Here is a 19,485-nt window from a genome sequence, read left to right as displayed (position 1 = left end):
CTCGGTATTTATTATGTCTGTAGACTTAGACGGATAAGTATCCCATAGGACACGATTAAAATATAAGTTTGCTAAAGCATTTCCTTGTGTTCCATAAGATAAGCTAATGCTTCTTTAACTGCCTGCTGGCTACTTTTGGGATTAAATCCTAATTCATTTCTTGCTTTGGAAATATCAAAATCTTGCTGCAATCCAGAGAACATGGCGATTTCTTTAGTTGTAATTAAGGGAGGTTTTCCACTTAGCTTTGCTGCAAATTGCATCAATCCGGCAATACCATATAGTATGAACTTCGGGACAGAAACGGGAATACGCAGGTTAAGTTCGGGATAGAGCTTTTGTGCAAGTTTTGTCGTTTCGGTAATACTCATGCATCTTTCATTAGTGAGGATATACCGCTCTCCAGACCTACCTTTCTCTGCAGCCAGATAACAACCTTCGGCGACATCTTTAACATCGACCCAATTGAGTGCAATATGGGTGTCCATGGGAATCTTCTTGTTTAAGATTAACCTCAATACTGCATAGGATACATTAAGCGGAAGTAAGGATTCGCTGCCTATCATTGCTCCAGGCATAACGGAAACCAATTCAATTCCTAACTCCTTTGCCAGCTTGAAAGCAAGCTTTTCGCCGTCATTTTTAGAGTTGTAATAGGCATCTCTCCGGTCGGGATTGTAACCGTTACTTTCTTTTGTTGGCGTATGTGTATAGTTCAAAGCAGCTATGGAACTTACATACACAATTTTCGAAACACCAGCTTCTGCAGCTGCTTCTATGGTATTACGAATACCTTGCATATTCACATCGTAGATATCTTTCTGTGGATCTTTAGCCCATAGTTTAAATGCGGCCCCCACGGCATAGAAAGTATCAACACCCTGCAATGCTCTTTTAAATGATTCCTTGTCTGTAATATCTGCCTGAACGACTTCACAATCCAGATTGTTGAAGTAATCTAGATTTTTAATATTACGGACAGACGCTCTAACGCGAAAACCTTTATTTATTAATAATCTTACTAAGTTGTTTCCCAAATGCCCGTTTGCTCCGGATACCAATACCAAATCTTTAGTTTTCATGTTCATTGATTTTAAATGATAAAGCAAAGTTCTGCCTTATTCATTTTAAACCACTTCACAAATGTTACTTAATGATCTTTTTACGGATACGGCTCAAACTTTTAGGGTTCATTCCTAAAAAAGAAGCGATATATTGCATCGGAACGTGATGAAGTATTTCCGGTTGTTCGTTCATTAGTTTTAAATACCGCTGTTCTGCCGTTAGTGTTGCCAACTCCCTGGATCTTTTTTCATTGTATGATAGCGATTGCTGAAACACATAGATGCTAAAGTCTTTGAATGATGGTGTCTGCTGTATTAAAAGATCTAGATCAGATCTGGTAATACGTAAAAGCTCGCATTCGGTGATGCATTCAAGATTTTCGTCTGATCGGGTCTGATTGCTAAAATTTATATAGGATGTGATAAACCCGGGAGGGCAGTTGATATGAGTCGTCACTTCATCACCCTTTTCATTATAATGAAACAAACGTACAAAGCCTGATACCACAAAATATAGATAAGCTGGAACCTTTCCTTCCTCTTCGATAATACAATTTTTAGGATAAAGAACAGGTTCCATAAAACGCCTGCATAATTCTTTTTCCTGATCGGAAAGGATAACATGCTTGGTGATAAGCTCAATAAACTTGGCGTGCATGGGTTAAAATTTAATAATGATCTGTACTTTTTCGAAAATTACTTTTTACAAGAAAATTGTTTTACTAATTTTCTACTGCTAAATCCATAATTTTCTTATGCATTACCGCAACGCTAATTTACGGATAAGAAGTAATAATGTTGTAGTATGGTCCGTTTATATTCGCTGACGTAACCATCGTATCTTCATTATTAACGGCGGCTGAAATAATATCCACGCACCTTGTTGCCCCGTACTATTTTGCGAAAAAGCACCAATCGTCTTTGATTGAATCTGCCAAAGTGATGCAACAGTACAAATAGAAGCACCGGAATACTGATCCAGCACAATACACCGAAGACGATCTTCAAAGCCGCCAGCATGGCATTGAGCTGCGAGGCCGGATACATCGCTATCCCATTAGAAAAATCACCGATATCCATATACAATGCACTGTCATACAGACTCTGCCATTGCCCTTGATAGGAAGCCCAATTTAAAATAGCGGCGCCAAGTGCTGTTGCTACAAATGTTCTGACTATGATCAAAACCCCTACAATACCGAGAAGCTCATCCATATTCAGACCAGAACCGGCATAAAACCAGATTCCAATATAGAGTATTCCCATCCCTAGCCCCTTTAAGAACATCGGAAAATAAAGATATTCCATATTCATCTGTGGCTGTATGAGCAGATACATCATTAGGCAATGAATAAAGAACACCAGAAATCCCGAAGCAATAAAATACTTCAGTAACCATTTATGCTTAAAACTGATATACCCATAAATACCTGCCAATATGATTCCAGGAATCATCCATAGATTCAGCTCCGAATTTAAGAGATTATTGTAGCCGAGTGCTCCTACTGTATATTGCGACAGCAAAGTAGAAGTTGCCAGATATATCCCCATCAGCAACAGCAGCAACATACTGTACCAGATGTTAACTCTTGCGGTGAAGAGTTCAAATTTGACTAATTTACGTTTTGCCCCCTTTTGCCTATAAATTACGATTGCTATAAGTAGTAGACATAGCAGAATAGACACTATTATATAAGGAGAATTAAACCATCCCTGTTGCTTCATAAAGGTAAGTGCAAAATCCAAACTCAAGGCTGCAATAGCGAGTAAACCTAAAGAAAGCCAATCAATCTGCGATAAGGGCATCCGAAAGGAGAACCGTTGATTGTGCTGAAAGATCAATGAAAGCGCCGCAATGACCAGCATAACAGCAGACATCAGAAAATAGGGTGCCTGCCAGCTTCCGTCAAACACGACGTCGGCCATGAGATAAGCTGATAACTGAGACAGACAGATCGAAAGCGGATAAAACATCGCGTAGAATTTGCCGCGATCTCCAGTAGGCGTCAGGATGACCATCATGACCAATAAAAGCTCTATAAAAGGAAAAGTTTTAAAAAAACCTATAAAGAAACCTGCAATAATAACGACCAAAGGATTGTCAGTCGTACCAATACAGTACGATAACAGTGCAAGAACTATCGAAAAGAACACAATGATTTCCTTTGAGCGGAAACGCATTTTCACCCGCAGACTAAAGATAATAGCTACTCCCATTCCGATTGTAGTAGCATTACTTGCCATCGCCATATATTCCGTATAGGTCGCAAGCGCCCCTGAAATATCGGTAATACTATTGCTGTAAACGCTATTGATACTGAGTATTGGGATCAGAAAAATAAAAATGAGCAATAACATGAGCGGTTTGGGCACCCAGGCTGCAAACAATCCTTTATTATACATTATCTTAAAGTAACCTCCACATTCATTCCTGCACGCAACAGTTTTAAGTCCTCGGTTTTATTTTCCGAAGTAAATTCTATTCTTACAGGTATTCTTTGCTGTACCTTTACAAAATTACCGGTGGAGTTATCCAAAGGTACTGCCGCATACCGCGCGCCTGTCGCGCCTGAGATCGCCTTGATTTTCCCGACAAACTCCTTTCCCCCCAAAGCGTCTACCTGAATGGTCGCTAAAGCTCCGATCATAACATTTTCCATCTGCTTTTCACGATAATTGGCCGTGATCCAAATGTTATTACTGTCTACGATAGTGGCTACCTGCTGACTTGGACTCAACAGCTGTCCAATATTGATCGTCCTTCTTCCCATGATACCATCATGAGGCGCTGTGATTACGGTATATGAAAGATTGAGCTTAGCCATATTTAATGCATTTTCAGCACGTTTGATTTCTGCATCGTTCATTCCTAATCGGGACTGTACCTCAGTCACCGTGAGCACAGAAGTACTCCGGGAATTCGCAATCGCCTCATATTGCGAAGATACCGCCTCCAGAGCAGCACTGCTCGCTTCATATTCCGTTTTCACCTGGTCGAACTGTTGACGGGTTACCGCCTCGTCTTTCAAAAGATTTTTATAACGGTTAAAATTCTGTTCCGCATTCCACAATCTTGCTTTTGCCGAAGCAATGTTAGCCTGAGCGGCATCGCTGTTGGATTGTGCTGTACCGATATTATTAGTTGCCGTTCTGACCGAATTAGCCGTAACATGCTTAGATGCAAGTGCCGACAAATAGGCTGCTTCCGCCTGCCCCAGTTGAGTCTGAATCTCACTATCATCCAATATAAGCAAAGTATCTCCCTTTTTTACGTATTGATGCTCGATAAAACGAATATCTTTGATATAGGCCGATACCCGGGTATTGATCGGATTAATATACGATTCGACCTGTGCTGCATTGGTAAAACGGTTATTACCGATATTGAAATAGGCGTGGATCACCCAATAGAGTCCTGCCAATACCAATAATAGCACCAACATGCTGACGATCGTTCCTCTGTTCTTTTTTTTAGGCATTCTCTGTTTTACTTTACTTGATTTAACACCTGTATTTTCTACCGAATCTGTTCCTTGATTCTGATCTTGATTTTGTGACATATTTTTTATCTAATTCGATGGAGTTAGCTTCCAGTTCTTACATTTTCCCGCTTTCTTTCAATAATTTGTAATACGCAAACACAATATTGATTTCCGAGTTGGTGTACTGCAGTTCAGCATCCAACTTCGCATTGCTTGCATCGATCATATCAAGCAGAATGGCCAGCTGGTTATTGTATTTACTTTCCATGATTCTGTAATTCTCCTCTGTCAGATCTTTATTTTTTGCCAATGTTGAGTTCTGGCTACGTGTTTCATTATATTTTATGTAGGCGGCATTAACCGCAACTTCGATCATTTTTTCTGTTTCATTTTCCTGCGCTTTAGCTTTCTCTAATTCATATCTGTTAGCCTGTATCTTTTTCGAAGATTTATAGAGCGAACTGATATCATAGCTTAATGACAAACCTACATTCCAACCATTTGAGTACATATCCAGGGCGGGTGATGTCGTCGTAATTGGTCTTTGCAATTTATTACCTGCAAAAGCGGCTAAAGTGGGCATACGTTCGGTCTTTGTTATCTTCGTTGCCGTTTCGGATAGTTCAACACCCTTTTTACTCATGAGAACTGAGGGGTGCTGATCAATGTCGTTTTGATAGAACGCTAAAGGAGATGCTTCCAAATTGGTCTGCAATAGCTTTTCATCTGCCAGGAGCTGTATTCCTTCAGGAAGACCCAAGGCAACCAAGAGCTGTTTATTCAAGATCTGCACATTATTCTCGATCACCTGTAAAGCCAGGTTTAGATTAGAGATCTGCAGTTCACCACGGATCACATCATTTCGAGTGACCATACCTTCTTTATAAAACCGGCTGATATTCTGTAACCGTTGCTCGGCCAATTGAATATTTTTACGGTATACGGAAGCCTGATTTTGCAACTTATACAAGTCCAAATAGTAGCCCAAGGCTAGCAACTTGATATTCTGCTCGTTAAACTGATAATTCAGGGTTGCGAGATCTTCTTGTAGCGATTTGGCTTCGATAGTATGTTTGACCATACCACCCTTCCAGATTAACTGAGTCGCTTCTAAGGCATAGTTATTGCCAAAATGTGGCATCTTGACCGTCGTCGAATTGGAAAAATCTTTATCAAGTAGGACACCGTCACCGATATAAAGAGCGCTGGCGCTTAGATTAAGATCAGGAAGCTGTAAATTTTTAGCGACCTCTACGTTCTGTTTTGCTATTTTTATACCTGCTTTGGAAACTGATAAAGTTGGATTGTTTTCCAGAACCAAAGAAAAGAGTTCTTCAACGGTGAGCTTTTTTTGAGTAGCTTCCTGTGCAAATAGTAAGGAGTCTGAAAAAAGCAATCCGATTACCAAAAACAGATAACTGAATGGTTTTATTTTCATTGTGTGCGATACATTTTAGAATTTCACAGCACAAAAGTCGTAAAAAACAACCCTAACAAAAAGGTTGAAAGCGGGGCAAAAGAAGTCCAAATAGTATCAAAACAAGGTAACCTCGTGTTTATTCCGGTAATTTTTGGGACTTAATCCCGTATGCTTTTTAAAAAATTTACCAAAAGCATACTGATCTGAGAAGTTTAATTCCTCGGCAATCCTTGTAATGGTATCCTTTGAACTGAACAGTAAAGTTTTAGCCTCATTGAGTAAGGCTGTAGCAATAAATACAGAAGGTGCTATATCGGTAATTTCCTTGACACAAATCGATAGATACTTGATCGAGATATTGAGTTTTTTGGCATAAAAATCTAACTCCTTTTCCGTTTTATAATAATCTGTAGCCAATTCAAGAAACTGCAAGGTGATTTCCTCTTTCCGTGCATTTCGTTTTCGGTCAAATTGAAGCTGGATTTCTAATGAATCCATCAATTTATAGGTTATGGTGGAAAATATAGAGAGGATGATCTGTTCGTGAAAGAAAGATTGTCTATTCTCCATATCAGTCTGATAAATCATAAGTTCCACCAAACCTGTTAACTGGTCAAAAATCACTTTATCTGGATTGAAGATATTTTGATTTTTCTCCGCATTGATGATCCGGTACACATCGTACCGGCTAAAGTTAAAATGAATCTTTTCCCTGATAGTCTCCCGATTATAGATCAGCATGTATATTTTAAGGTCATCGGTATAATGGCTCAATTTATAGCTGTTATGCGAGGATATCAGTAAAACGTGATCCTCCACATAAGAAACAGATTGGTTATTGATCTCCAAATGAATGGATCCACTTCTGATAAAAATCATGCTAAAATTAGCGGGTCTCAGGATATGGCCCATCTTAGCATTTTCAAAAAAGTCTTTTTCATTTAGTATTCTTATCAATGACATCAGCAAACTCTTTAAGTACTAAGGGACAAACTAAGATAAAATTATTTTATATGCAATATTATCTTTTGACGCTGTCTATCGAATGACTCGTTTACTTTCATTACAGGTATGTTGCAGAAACTATAGCGTAATTTTTAGCTATTTCATATCATATGATCAGCATCAGTCACATAGGACTATGATTTACCCAATTATTATTGTACTTTTAAATAGATCAATCCATTATGAAGAATAACACCAAGATCACCAATACAAGTATAGAATCGGCAGGTTTACCAAAAGACGCCAAACATGTTATGGCAGAATATATCTGGAATGGATTTGATGCTAAGGCTACAGAAGTCTCTATCGACATCGAAAGTAATACCCTCGGATTTATAACAAGTATCTGCATTCGTGATAATGGGGAAGGAATTCCCAGGGAAACACTGAACCTTTCATTTGGGAATTTTTTAGATTCGCTCAAGAAAAATAGCTTAAAACGGAGCTCCTATACGCGTGGAAAAAAGGGAAAAGGCCGTTTTTCTTTCTCACTCTTTGCCACACGAGCAACTTGGAATACCACTGTTAAGACAGATGATGAGCTGATTTCCTATAGCATACGGATAGATCGTGACGCTAAAGAACAGTATGATATCGGGGATATCAAATCAGCGGCTAAACCTGAGGGAACTGGTACAACTGTCAAACTGGAAGGTATCTTTGGACTAACAGCTACTACACTGGAGTCTGAAGAATTTACAGATTTTCTTGCGCAGGAATTTGGTTGGTATCTGCTTCTCAACCGGGATTGGGGGTACCGCATCCTCCTCAATGGGACTGCACTTCATTATAATAACCTGATACAGGAGACCGACAGTACGATATTCACTCTTTATAGTATAGCAGAAAACTCGTACAGCTTCCGTGTAAACTATATCCGATGGAAAGAACAGATCGCAGACCGTTACTATTACTATTTTTTAAACAGCAACAAAACTGAAGTAGCAAAACTGCTCAGTAGTTTTAATAATAATGCGATCGACTTCCACCACTCGGTGTATATAGAATCTGACTTCTTTGATCAATTCGAGCAAGCTGATATCGCGATTTCTTCGGAAAGCAATCTCTTCAGTGAAAAAGAACAGCAGGTTATTTATCGTAAATTACTGGCTGAATTACGTGATTTTCTGGAGCGTAAACAGAAAAAATATATTCGCGAGCAGGCAGTCACAGTCAAACTTGAAGAACTGGAGAAGAAAAACCTACTGCCCCGTTACAGCTCGTCGGATATCGATGTAAACCGAAAAAGGATTTTACTATCTCTGATTCAGGAACTGTATATTGCCGATCCACGTGCCTTTGTTGGCATCAAAGCTGACCTTATACGTACTTATCTCGGTCTTCTGGATTTGCTCTTGCAAACAGACCGTAAACAGGATATAGTACCACTTTTTGAAAATGCTATTGCGCTTTCGGAAAAAGAGCGTGATACGATCAGAAAGATACTGGAAAGGTAGATCTGCTGTATTCAATGGGTGAACTTAAAATTTAAGCATTTTCCGTATTCAAATCTGAAATTAAATTCATTTGGATGTTAGAAAAGGCTGCGAAATAATTGAAAAATGCTTTTGACTTTCTGTATAATTGTCTTAAACATAAAAAATATTTAAGACAATTATATTTCTATACGAACGATCATATTCAGTATCTATTGATATAACGATTCGCGTATTTGAAGAAGACTTTTTTCTAAATAAGTGGTATCCACTGATTTTGGGAATGAACTCTCGAAATACATTTCATCAATTTCACATTGTATCACTTCCACCTTTCTACATAATTCGTCATATGTCCATCTGCCTGATTTTATTTCGAGCAATGCTTCACGATTAGGGCGCTTAAGAATGAGTTCTCCCTTTAATAACAGATCTCGCGCAACCTCCATCAGACGTATAGTATGCATCATATTTTTAGCATCATATCCTTGTCCATGTGCGACAGTTCCAGCATAACGCATAACATTACGCTTCTTTTCCCACTCCTTGTATGCCTTAAAATCTTTACAATATGAAGAATAGGCTTCATGATTAACAAAGAGCAATGCTAAGGTCTCCTCTCCTTTGGCAATGGAACTCAAGGCAACTTCATGGCTATCTGCTTTTGCCATTATACCGCGATATAATCCTTGCTCATTCTTATCATAATATAATGCAAACACATTTTTACAATGATTCAATTTAATCAATCCGCAAAAGTGAGACTTTAACTTATGATCCTGTAACCATGATTCTACAGGATAACTTTTTCCGCTACTCATTATGTAAGCAAAATCTAATAAACTTTTCCGCGCTCCTACATGTGGATTATTGATCTTTTTGTTCAAACCTTTGGCTTTTTTCACCTGCTGCATCGCATATTGAACAAAACTATCTATCAATCCCATATTAAGGAGTTTTTTAAATTGAAAATTTGCCATTAATGGATGGTTTATCAATATGGATGCTGAAGCACTAGCCAGTAGTTCCATTGCTCCCGGATTATTTTTACTGAGTAATTCGACAAATCTGCCTAATTCATAATATACCTCATCATGACTATCGTTATTAATTTGAGCGATATAGCTTAAACCATAGAACATATTTTTTGGTAAGTAAAACACGCCTTTAATATCTGTATCAGATGCCGCTGTATCTAAACCGTAAGCCCTGCTTCCTGTTATTACTTTAAACAGAATCAGATTTTGATCATGCAGATCTTTAATTGTCATCATCTTCTTTACGAATTAAGTCTATAAAATAACTATTGACCGGTTCTACTGACATTTTTAAAGCAGGTATTGTCATAACAGTATCTTTAAGCTTTTTGAATGTATTTTTCATATAGATACACAGCTTCTCATCCGGAGAGAATATAAAATCTTCTCTAACTGATGCTTTTATCATAATAATCGACTCCAGACTTTTAATAAGACCGGATGGAAGCAATCGCATTAAATCTTTCATTTCCATTGGCGCATAAGATCTGTTTGTTTCAATCCATAGAGCTGATAAAAGACTTCTAGCAATGTAAAGAAAATCTTTCAGCGAGAAGTTTGACTGATCAAGCCCTTCCATTTTCTTATGACATAAACCTAAATAATGGTGCATATGTGCACGCAAGTTAGGTGCATAATCCAGTAGTGTTATAAAATCATTTTTAAAAAAACTATAATCTCCATAACAAATTGGGGATTGCAACCATTCATATAATGTACAGTTACTTTTGTAAAGTAGCTTCAGTACTTTGCGAATATCCCAACCATAAATATCAAGATCACCAACAATTGGGTACTTAATATCCTCTTCTATAGAAAAAACCGATAGATAATCGGTCTTTCGTCTTTGATAGATAAACCGAATATCGTAGTCACTGTCTAAAGATGGAAAACCCCATGCACGACTTCCTGACTCACATGCATAAAGTATCTTTATATTTTCCTTAATTTCAATTTCTTGAATGATTCCGCATAAATAATGATGATCCATTTTCAATTTTATTTTCCACAAAGGAACATTCCTTTGTACTACATGACAAAGATGAGATCTACCTACTGCAGCTTAACTGCGCAATAAAAATTAACAATATAAAAAACTGAAAATCAAAACAATAAAATATTTAAGATCAAAATAAACCAAGTCGAATCGCAGTAGCTACGCAACTTGATTGCGCAGGAATATAAATCATTTATTCTCTATCAAGCTACTGTATAAGAAAAATTAGAGATAAAGTTCCAAACTATAGTTTAGAGTACGGTTATTACCATTATTATGAGCAATTGTGAAATTGTTGCCAAGCGCACTATTCACTTCATAATAAGTAAAAAGTTGCTACATTTGTCTCAGTGAAAAATTTTTCAATCTTATTGATATTATCAATTTATTTGTTTTCAACAACTGAACTGATTCAATTGTTGAAAATTCCTGTATTAATTTCTCATTGTATAGAACATAAAAATAACAACAGTAAACTGACGTTTATACAATTCTTAAATGATCATTATAATATTCCTGTAAAAGATAATGACCGGGATACAGATGAAAAACTTCCTTTTGTAAAACATGTCAATTTTTTAAACATCACAGCAATTTCTTCTACCGTGTCATCGGAAGTACCATTAATGACATCAAGCATATTCTTTGAGAAAAAGCTGTTATTTTACCCTGATCAGTATTACTTAAATACTTATACCAGCCATATTTGGCAACCTCCAAAAATTTCTTAATTATTTTCATTTTTTTTATCCTTTATCTGTATTCATTTGTTGTTAGTTAAAACAGCATTTGGTTACGGTCTGGATTTCTTTAATAACCTTTGCTGATCATGCAAATTCGAGGTTATTGGGGAAACATTTCTATATTCTCATTGAATTGACGCTTAAAAAAACAATAAAATGTCAAATGAACAAACGGCTATAAAAGCAACCTACTTTAGTATAATTGGAAATTTTTTACTCGCTCTCTTAAAATGGTTAGCTGGTTATTTTGGAAATTCATACGCGCTTATTGCAGATGCAATAGAATCTACTGCAGATATATTTTCCTCTTTTTTGGTTTTATTTGGATTAAAGTATGCAAAAAGGCCGGCAGATGAGAATCATCCTTACGGACATGGTCGCATTGAACCACTTGTAACATTTGTCGTAGTGGGCTTTTTAATTATTTCAGCGACAATCATTGCTTACGAAAGCATTCAAAATATTCGCACCCCTCATGAGTTGCCCAAACCATGGACTTTATTCGTCCTATTGGCGATCATTATCTGGAAGGAAGTTTCTTTTAGGGTTGTCATTAAAAAAAGTAAAGAAACTGGAAGCTCTTCATTACGAGCCGACGCATGGCACCACCGAAGTGATGCGATCACTTCGGTAGCAGCCTTTATCGGCATATCAATCGCTTTGATTTTAGGAAAGGGCTATGAGAGTGCCGATGACTTTGCAGCGCTATTTGCTTCGGGATTTATACTTTACAACTGCTATCTTATCTTTCGTCCTGCCTTGGGAGAGATCATGGATGAAAACCTTTACGATGATTTAATCGCTGAGATACGTATCAACGCCGTAAAGGTAGATGGTATCTTGGGTACAGAAAAATGCTTTGTTCGTAAATTAGGCACAAAACATCTGGTTGATTTACATGCAATTGTTAGTGGTGACATCTCAGTAAAAGAGGGCCATCAATTAGCGCATAGGCTTCAGGACTATCTGCAAAAAAAAATGCCCCAACTGGGAAACATTTTAATACATATTGAACCAGATTAACGCTGGCAGTCTGAAAGAACAATCCCAAAGGTCCTATGAATTCATTAAAAACTAGAAACAACTGGATTGAGCGACACGTAAATCAAAGATGATATGTAATATCTTAAACGAAGATTTAAAGGTTTCCTACACTGGTGTTTCCCCACCACTTTCACCTCATTGAAAGCAGATTTATAGATAAAAATCATTAATCTATAAAACTGTTCGTGTTGTTCCTATCCTATATTTTGATTCATTTAATATTCTTAAATTTAGGTTATGGAACTAAATAAAGCATTTCAACACATTACAGAAGATTTCATCTCGCTACTTGATTCTTTAGATGAAAATGAACTGAATACGAAACCTAAAGCTGACGATTGGTCGCCTGGACAAATCGGCGATCATATATTGAAATCTTATGCTTCAGCAGAAGTCATGAGCGGGCGTACCGAATCGACTCATCGGGAACCAGATGAAAAGGTAACAACCATTAAAGATACATTTACGGACTTTACAATACGTATGAAATCTCCTCAAGCGATATTGCCTTCTGAAAAACGACTCGACAAACAGCGTTTACTAAAAAATCTTCGTGATCGTACTGCCCAGATCGAAACCATAATTAAGGAGAAAAATCTTTCAGATACTTGTATCGATTTTGCCATCCCTGAATATGGTCCATTTACAGTTTTGGAGTGGGCATGGTTCAATACCTATCATACACAGCGACATGTACATCAGTTAAAAGATGTGATTCAATCAATTAAACCTTAAAATATGACTAATAAAGATCTCATTTTAGCTTATTTTAATTGCTATGAAATGGGTGCCCGGAATGGGCTACAAAACCTGCTGGATGAAGATTTTCAATTCAGTAGTCCTCACGATCCAATGCTTACTAGGGAGGACTATTTCCGAAAGTGCTGGCCATTTCATAAAAAAGCAACTGCATATCAAATCGATACCTTCCTGGAAGACAAAAACAGTATTTTCGTCATTTATACCTGCACGACTGATGATAAAAATAAGTTTGAAAATGCCGAATACTTTCAGATCGAAAATGCAAAAATAAAAAAGGTCAAGGTATTCTACGGAACGCTGAATAGTTAATATTTCTATTAATTTCATCACCTATTACACTATTCATTAGCCATACCCTACTCACTTAAAACCATCCGCTGATTTTAAGCATTGTAAACATAAAACTTTACCCTGTAGCATAAATAAATGCGCAGTGCCATAAGCTTCCATAAATAGTTTTCCTGTCTAAGAAGATTTATAATAACACACGAGTATTAAAGGCACATATGTTAATGGAGCCGTTATCCCTATACCTCCTTACCGCATCAGCTGATGATTAAATAATAATTTTTCCTTTTTTGACTTAAGTCAAAGGTTAAGGTTTGCAATACTTGCAGCTTTGCACTGTAAATAATAATTAAAACAAAAAATTATGAGTGTAACATTAGAAAATGGCATAACCAGTAATTTTTACGTGGCCATAACGCCAATTATAATATCGGTATTCGGAGTGTATCTTACCATAGGGATTGCATTGGGTGTACTGCCAAAATTTGTTCAGCAAACCTTAGGATTTGACAGTATCATCGTCGGCCTTGTTATTGGAATGCAATTCTTGTCGACTTTATTAACTCGGGCATATGCAGGGAAACTTACAGATACCAGAGGAGCTAAAAAAAGCCAAATGATCGGTGTAGTACTTGCAGTAATAGCTGGCATTACATATCTCCTATCAGTCACAATACAAAGTAATGTAATCTTTGCATTAGCCTTACTCTTACTTGCAAGAATCATTCATGGTGTAGGAGAAAGTTTCTTGGTTACAGGAGCGTTAACTTGGGGAATCGGACTTGTCGGAACATCAAATTCTGGAAAAGTAATGACTTGGAACGGAATAGCGATGTATGCAGGTATTGCAATTGGAGCACCTTTAAGTATTTGGATCAATAAAAGTTATGGCGGTTTCCCAGCGTTTATCATGATCATGCTCCTGCCCTTTGTCAGCTGGCTATCTACAGTAAAACTACCCGCAATAGCAGTTGACAAAGACCATGTCAGAACACCTTTTTACAAAGTAATCGGAGCTATATCCGGACAAGGATTAAGTCTCGCTTTTTCTTCAATGGCATTTGGCTGTATTGCTTCTTTCATCGCCTTGTTTTTTAGCGAAAAAAATTGGGGTGATGCCTCATTAGCTTTTATGGTCTTTGGTGCTTGTTACATCTTAACCAGAATTTTCTTTGCTTCTTCTCCCGATAAATATGGCGGTTATAAAATTGCATTGCTTTCACTTATTATTGAAGTGATTGGTCAAGTTTTGATCTGGACTTCCGTATCAAAAACGATTGCCATTATCGGATGTGGGATGACAGGGATTGGGTTCTCACTGGTTTTTCCAGCTCTAGGTGTTCTAGCTATCCAGAAAGTAAAGCCACAAATGAGGGGGACGGCTTTAGGTGCCTATGTAGCTTTTGTTGACCTTTCTTTGGGATTGGCAGGGCCTCTAGCAGGGTTAATAGCTGGCTGGTTCGATTACCAGACTGTCTATTTATTTGGAGGAATAAGTTGCATCCTCTCGATGATAACATTAATGATGAATAAAAAATAAGTATAACAATGGAAAATACATTAAAAATGTTTGGTAAAGATGCCAACGAAAGGGTTGAGAATGCTTTAAAGGAACTAAAATCTGGTAAAGGCGTTATCCTCTTAGACGATGAAGATAGAGAAAATGAAGGTGACCTTATTTTCTCAGCAGAAAACATGGATATTCAGGATATGGTGCAGATAATAAGACACTGTAGTGGTGTAGTCTGTCTGTGTCTTACAAATGAAAAGGCTGATGAACTCGATTTACCTTATATGGTCAATGCTAATTCCAGTCTCTTTCAGACTCCTTTTACAGTTTCGATTGATGCTCGGGAAGGTGCAACAACTGGTCTTTCGGCATCTGATAGAATTGCCGCTATTAAAGCGGCATGTGCTGAAAATGCGCAACCTGGAGATTTGGTTCGACCGGGGCATATCTTCCCATTGCGTGCTCACGATTATGGTGTCTTAGGAAGAAATGGTCACACTGAAGGCAGTATCGACCTCATGAAGCTGGCTGGTCTAAAACCAATATCCGTATTGTGTGAACTAATGGAAGATGATGGAACCATGTCGCGTCTGCCACAGATGATCGCCTTTGCTCTAGATCATCATCTAACGATATTATCCATCGCCGATATTATCAAATACCGAAAATTGCAGTTAGTAGCGAATGAATTATAAAGTCCTTTAATAAATCAAAAAATCAGCATTAAACAATATCATAATGAGAAAAATACATTTCGTATTTACCGTTAAACGCAGAGAATTCCTAACACCACATATGATTCGTGTGGTGTTTGGAATCAGTAATGAACAAGCGGTACTTTTAACGCATATAAAGTCCGGATCTAATAATAAAATTTTCATACCGCCTGCCGATAGAAATGTCATTTATTTCCCTGAAAAAGAATCAGAAACAAGACCTGAATTGCTGGCATCAATAAGAACATACACCAATCGCAAAATTGATCTGAAGAAAAAGGAACTGACCATTGATTTTGTCTCCCACGGAGATAATGGACCTGCATCTACATGGTGTAGCGTCCTAGAATAGGTTGACATATAAATTTAACGATAATTATCCTTACTTGACTATTTCAAGTAAGGATTTTTTGTTTATGTACTTGACTAGGTGTTTTATATTTTAATGCAGTATGTGGTCTTCTATTATTATATAATTTCACTGATTGCCTAATCATGGTGTTTGCTTGTTTTATGTTTTTAGGCCTGCTAATCATAAACTCATTTTTCAATATACCATTTATCCTCTCAGCAAGAGCATTTTGATAACAATCATGACCATCAGTCATGGAGCAAGTAATGTTGTTTTTACGATGTATTTCTTGATATTGCATTGAACAATATTGTAATCCTCTATCCGAATGATGTATCAAAGGAAGATGGCTTGTTCTTGATTTAATAGCCATTTTTAATGCTTTAGCGACACCATCAGTGCTTAAATCATGATGTAAATGAAATCCTAGAATTTTTCTAGACCAAGCATCCGTTACTAAACTTAAATAGGCAGTTTTTTCCTTAGTTTGAATATAAGTGATATCAGAAACCCATATTTCTTCTGCTCTGACAGCTTTTTTCTCTTTTAGAAGATTGGGGTACTTATGCAACCAATGTTTTGAATTGGTTGTTTTGATATAACTTCTTGCGGGCTTTATTAATAAATGTTCCGAACGTAAGAAATTGAACAGCGCATCTCTGCCTATTTTGATGTGAAGCGTATTAAATCGTTCTTTCAACATAAAGTACAGCTTACGCGTTCCTAAACGGGGAAGGTACATCCGTTCTTTCAGAATTTCCTGCTTAATTTGTTTCAGCTCTAATAACCGGGAATGGATACGGTTTAATTTTTGGTGGTAACCTTGCCGACTAATCCCAAACAGTTTACAGACTTTGGAAAGGCTTATTAATCCTTTTTCTCGAAGCCTTTCGACTGTTTGGGTAAAAACTTTTTTGGCACGATCATACCATATTCTTTTTCCATAATCTCAAGCATAGTTTTGTAAACTAGATTGCGATCCTGTTCATCTTTCAAAGCCTTTTCTAACAACTTAATACGTTGTTTTGGACTAGGGTCAATATGCTTATTCATAGCGTGTTGCTTTGGTAAACTCCAGTCTAAGTTACCAAGTTTTCTTAACCAAACCAAAACCGTACTCCGTCCTTGGATACCATAACGAGATTGTGCTTGCTTGTAGGTGAGTTCGCCTTTTTCGACTTGACAGACAACAGATAATTTAAAAGCTAGGCTATAATCTCGCTGACTCCGTCGTAAATTGTTCTTTAGTTCTTTTTTCATAATAAGCTGAGTTAGATGTCAACTTATTTCAGGACGGGACATGGGCATTAAAAGCTAAACCGGGCGACGCTCTAGGTATCGGTATGAAAGAAAGTATAAAACCCTTAGTCCCCGAAGCCGATTCCTATCTACTCATAGGTGACGCAACAGCATTGCCCGTAATCAGTGCAATTTTAGAAAAATTAAAAACCGGGATTGATGTTAAGGTTATTTTGGAGGTATCTGCTAAAGAAGATCGAATAAATATTCCATCTTCGGCAAATGTAGATATTGACTGGCTGTACAACCCGCATCCTGAAAAAGGAAGCAAATTAGCGTCTACAGTAAAGACTTTTACATTCGCAAAAGCAGACCTGCGTAATTATGTGTATTTAGCCGCTGAATATGCTACTGTCAAAGAATTAAGAAACTATTTTAAAACTGACCTAGAGTGGGATCCACAGATGATATACAGCTGCAGCTATTGGAAGTCTGGTGAATCTGAAAGCGCATATCTTTAAAGATACAACACGCCAAATAAACAGCGCTACGATCGAGCTTTTATTGGTAAATTTGTCTATCACTGATTTTAAGTACATGCAAGAACTATTAGCTTCATATATTAAAAGTAAAATTTCATTAACGGATAAAGATCTAGAGATCATTTTATCCCATTTTAAGCCGATGAAACTCAAAAAGAATGAACTCGTACTAACAAATGGTCAATCCAGTCAACGGACATTTTTTGTTACACAGGGATGTCTGCGCATTTTCTTTATCAATGAAGAAGGAACGGACTCCACCCGATATTTTGCTTTTGAGAATCAGTTTGCAACAGCATTAGTAAGTTTTATTACTTCCGAACCTTCAGAAGAATTTATTCAGGCTGTTGAAGATTCGGAAGTATATTACATCACACATAAAAGCTTTTATCATCTTCTGGATATCATACCCCTATGGGAAAAATTTTACCGTATATATCTTGAAATTGCTTACGTAACCAATACCAAAAGGTTAATGTCTTTTCTAATGCAGGACGCTTTGGAAAAATATCGGCAGCTCTTAGATGAAAATCCGATTATTGTCCGAAGATTGTCGAATAAGCTTGTCGCTTCCTATCTCAATATTTCTCAGGAGACGCTAAGTAGACTAAAATCAAAAATCTGATCTTCTTTTTTTGACTCAGGTCAATGTTTTAATATATGCTATTGACCAACTTTGTATCACTAATACAAAGACAATGAGTAACCAGGACCGTACCTTCGAAATATTTTCAGGAATTATTCTTCAGAAGAATAAAATAGCTGAGCATACCTATCATATCAAAATTCAGAGTATGGATTTTTCGCGCATCCACTATATTCCAGGTTTTTCTATTGATATATTTTTATCCAATCCTTATTACAATCCACTGAGCGAAGTGCGAAGATATTCATTCTGGAATTATGAACCGGTCTATCATGTTGCAGACTTTGCCATTAATACCTTTTCCAATGGCAAGGGGGCACAATGGGTTCAAACCGTACAGGAAGGCGATACCATATTTTTCAAAGAACCGTCTAGTGAAATAAGTATGAATAACACAGCAGACCACTACTTTTTAATTGGGGATATTATTGCTTTATCTCATCTATATGAAATAAACAGAGCCTTATCGGTAAGTAAACAAGTAAGTAGTTTTATTTTTGCAGAACATCAAGAAGATATTTTTCCAGATCTCGATCATAGTTTCCCTTTAGAAACGCACATAATTGAATCATTAGATCCGCAGAAAATTATTGAATTGATTTCCCTTAATTTTCCTGAACATCAAACAAATATCATTGCTTACATACTTGGTGACTCTAAAACAGTATCGTATATTTATAATTATTTAAAAGATAATCCAATGTATGACATCAGTACGATTTACATCAAAAGCTTTTGGAACAAAACAATCATTTAACATGAAATAAAGATGATTATAGCAGGTACAAATGGAGATTGATCAAAATCAAAATAACAAAATTACCCTTTGAAGCTCTATGACTAGAAGAATAGATTTGAATAGCGAAAGAACTACGATGGCAATGTTACGCGCATATTTAAATTAGATCACAATAAAACTAAAAAAAATCAAATCAAAATAGCTTTCAAAAGAAAGTAAATAAGCTCAGATGCCACCAATCGACATTTTTTTGTATTTGGACAGAAAAATTAATCAGCTTGAAATGCAATGACTTAATGTTTTTAAGTAAAAAAAAAGTACATAAGTTTTGGAAATATAGATCATTTAAGTACTTTTGCATCACCGAAAGGAAAACGCGCTCATAGCTCAGCTGGATAGAGCATCGGTTTTCTAAACCGACGGTCTCAGGTTCGAATCCTGATGGGCGTACTTAAAATCCTCT

20 protein-coding genes and 1 tRNA gene are annotated in these 19,485 nt (G+C 36.9%); 12 read left to right on the top strand and 9 right to left on the bottom strand.

The genetic code is table 11. The features are described from left to right. Positions 1-71: 71 nt before the first annotated feature. From WH188_RS03395 to WH188_RS03370, 6 genes are all read right to left on the bottom strand, one after another. Positions 72-1,082 carry an NAD-dependent epimerase/dehydratase family protein gene (locus WH188_RS03395; RefSeq protein ID WP_339423258.1) on the bottom strand — a complete coding sequence of 337 codons (1,011 nt, stop codon included), beginning with the start codon at positions 1,080-1,082 and terminating at the stop codon, positions 72-74. Between the two features lie 64 nt (positions 1,083-1,146). Next, positions 1,147-1,722 (bottom strand): Crp/Fnr family transcriptional regulator, encoded by a 576-nt coding sequence (locus tag WH188_RS03390; RefSeq protein WP_168125907.1) that lies wholly within the window; start codon positions 1,720-1,722, stop codon positions 1,147-1,149. A 191-nt stretch (positions 1,723-1,913) separates the two neighbouring features. Then, positions 1,914-3,467, bottom strand: a complete 1,554-nt coding sequence (locus tag WH188_RS03385) for a hypothetical protein (protein ID WP_339423257.1) — start codon at positions 3,465-3,467, stop codon at positions 1,914-1,916. After that, on the bottom strand, positions 3,467-4,624 hold the full coding sequence (locus tag WH188_RS03380; RefSeq protein WP_168125906.1) for an HlyD family secretion protein: 1,158 nt from the start codon (positions 4,622-4,624) through the stop codon (positions 3,467-3,469). The genes WH188_RS03385 and WH188_RS03380 overlap by 1 nt, the downstream gene beginning before the upstream one ends. Before the next feature lie 37 nt (positions 4,625-4,661). After that, a complete protein-coding gene (locus tag WH188_RS03375; protein WP_168125905.1) occupies positions 4,662-5,984 on the bottom strand; it encodes a TolC family protein in 1,323 nt (440 codons plus the stop codon). Positions 5,985-6,080: 96 nt separating this feature from the next. Beyond that, positions 6,081-6,929, bottom strand: coding sequence for a helix-turn-helix domain-containing protein (locus WH188_RS03370; protein WP_132771129.1), 849 nt, complete (start codon positions 6,927-6,929; stop codon positions 6,081-6,083). Positions 6,930-7,153: 224 nt separating this feature from the next. On the opposite strand from WH188_RS03370, the gene WH188_RS03365 reads away from it, so the two are divergent. Further along, the gene (locus tag WH188_RS03365; RefSeq protein ID WP_339423256.1) at positions 7,154-8,428 is read left to right on the top strand and encodes an ATP-binding protein; all 1,275 of its coding nucleotides are present in this window, start codon (positions 7,154-7,156) and stop codon (positions 8,426-8,428) included. A gap of 191 nt (positions 8,429-8,619) precedes the next feature. On the opposite strand, the gene WH188_RS03360 is transcribed toward WH188_RS03365, so the two are convergent. Together WH188_RS03360 and WH188_RS03355 are read right to left on the bottom strand one after the other, a co-directional pair. Beyond that, positions 8,620-9,681, bottom strand: a complete 1,062-nt coding sequence (locus WH188_RS03360; RefSeq protein ID WP_237682698.1) for a DNA polymerase beta superfamily protein — start codon at positions 9,679-9,681, stop codon at positions 8,620-8,622. Beyond that, a complete protein-coding gene (locus WH188_RS03355) occupies positions 9,668-10,435 on the bottom strand; it encodes a nucleotidyltransferase domain-containing protein (protein WP_168125903.1) in 768 nt (255 codons plus the stop codon). The genes WH188_RS03360 and WH188_RS03355 overlap by 14 nt, the downstream gene beginning before the upstream one ends. Positions 10,436-10,791: 356 nt before the next feature. Here WH188_RS03355 and WH188_RS03350 point away from each other — a divergent pair, with 356 nt between their 5' ends. The 7 genes from WH188_RS03350 (at position 10,792) to WH188_RS03320 (ending at position 15,856) form a co-directional block, all read left to right on the top strand. Further along, on the top strand, positions 10,792-11,172 hold the full coding sequence (locus WH188_RS03350; protein WP_168125902.1) for a hypothetical protein: 381 nt from the start codon (positions 10,792-10,794) through the stop codon (positions 11,170-11,172). A 168-nt stretch (positions 11,173-11,340) separates the two neighbouring features. Continuing rightward, positions 11,341-12,207, top strand: coding sequence for a cation diffusion facilitator family transporter (locus tag WH188_RS03345; protein ID WP_168125901.1), 867 nt, complete (start codon positions 11,341-11,343; stop codon positions 12,205-12,207). Positions 12,208-12,465: 258 nt separating this feature from the next. Beyond that, positions 12,466-12,963 (top strand): DinB family protein, encoded by a 498-nt coding sequence (locus WH188_RS03340; RefSeq protein WP_132771125.1) that lies wholly within the window; start codon positions 12,466-12,468, stop codon positions 12,961-12,963. A 3-nt stretch (positions 12,964-12,966) separates the two neighbouring features. Further along, on the top strand, positions 12,967-13,299 hold the full coding sequence (locus WH188_RS03335; RefSeq protein ID WP_132771124.1) for a hypothetical protein: 333 nt from the start codon (positions 12,967-12,969) through the stop codon (positions 13,297-13,299). A gap of 343 nt (positions 13,300-13,642) precedes the next feature. Continuing rightward, entirely contained in the window at positions 13,643-14,818 is a 1,176-nt protein-coding gene (locus WH188_RS03330; protein WP_168125900.1) for an MFS transporter, read from the top strand. Positions 14,819-14,826: 8 nt separating this feature from the next. Then, entirely contained in the window at positions 14,827-15,483 is a 657-nt protein-coding gene (gene ribB, locus WH188_RS03325) for a 3,4-dihydroxy-2-butanone-4-phosphate synthase (protein WP_132771122.1), read from the top strand. 43 nt (positions 15,484-15,526) lie between these two features. Further along, complete coding sequence (locus WH188_RS03320; RefSeq protein ID WP_339423254.1) at positions 15,527-15,856, top strand: siderophore-interacting protein; 330 nt, start codon at positions 15,527-15,529, stop codon at positions 15,854-15,856. Between the two features lie 43 nt (positions 15,857-15,899). Here the strand turns inward: WH188_RS03320 and WH188_RS03315 are convergent. Then, positions 15,900-17,116 (bottom strand): IS3 family transposase gene (locus tag WH188_RS03315; RefSeq protein ID WP_339423253.1). Its coding sequence is split into 2 segments (ribosomal slippage): positions 15,900-16,783 and positions 16,783-17,116, totalling 1,218 coding nucleotides; the frame shifts between segments, so codons are not numbered across the junction. An 83-nt stretch (positions 17,117-17,199) separates the two neighbouring features. Between WH188_RS03315 and WH188_RS03310 the strand changes: the two genes are divergently transcribed. The 4 genes from WH188_RS03310 (at position 17,200) to WH188_RS03295 (ending at position 19,472) form a co-directional block, all read left to right on the top strand. After that, positions 17,200-17,616: a siderophore-interacting protein gene (locus tag WH188_RS03310; RefSeq protein WP_339423252.1), complete on the top strand. Its 417-nt coding sequence runs from the start codon at positions 17,200-17,202 to the stop codon at positions 17,614-17,616. A 76-nt stretch (positions 17,617-17,692) separates the two neighbouring features. Then, complete coding sequence (locus WH188_RS03305) at positions 17,693-18,262, top strand: Crp/Fnr family transcriptional regulator (protein WP_132771120.1); 570 nt, start codon at positions 17,693-17,695, stop codon at positions 18,260-18,262. Between the two features lie 73 nt (positions 18,263-18,335). Continuing rightward, entirely contained in the window at positions 18,336-19,040 is a 705-nt protein-coding gene (locus tag WH188_RS03300) for a hypothetical protein (protein ID WP_132771119.1), read from the top strand. Positions 19,041-19,398: 358 nt separating this feature from the next. Next, a tRNA-Arg gene (locus WH188_RS03295) sits at positions 19,399-19,472 on the top strand. Positions 19,473-19,485: the final 13 nt, after the last annotated feature.

The organism is Sphingobacterium sp. MYb388, from assembly GCF_037479535.1.
In the GTDB taxonomy this organism is placed as follows: Bacteria; Bacteroidota; Bacteroidia; order Sphingobacteriales; family Sphingobacteriaceae; genus Sphingobacterium; species Sphingobacterium anhuiense.
This window is presented reverse-complemented; position numbering and strand designations above follow the sequence as displayed.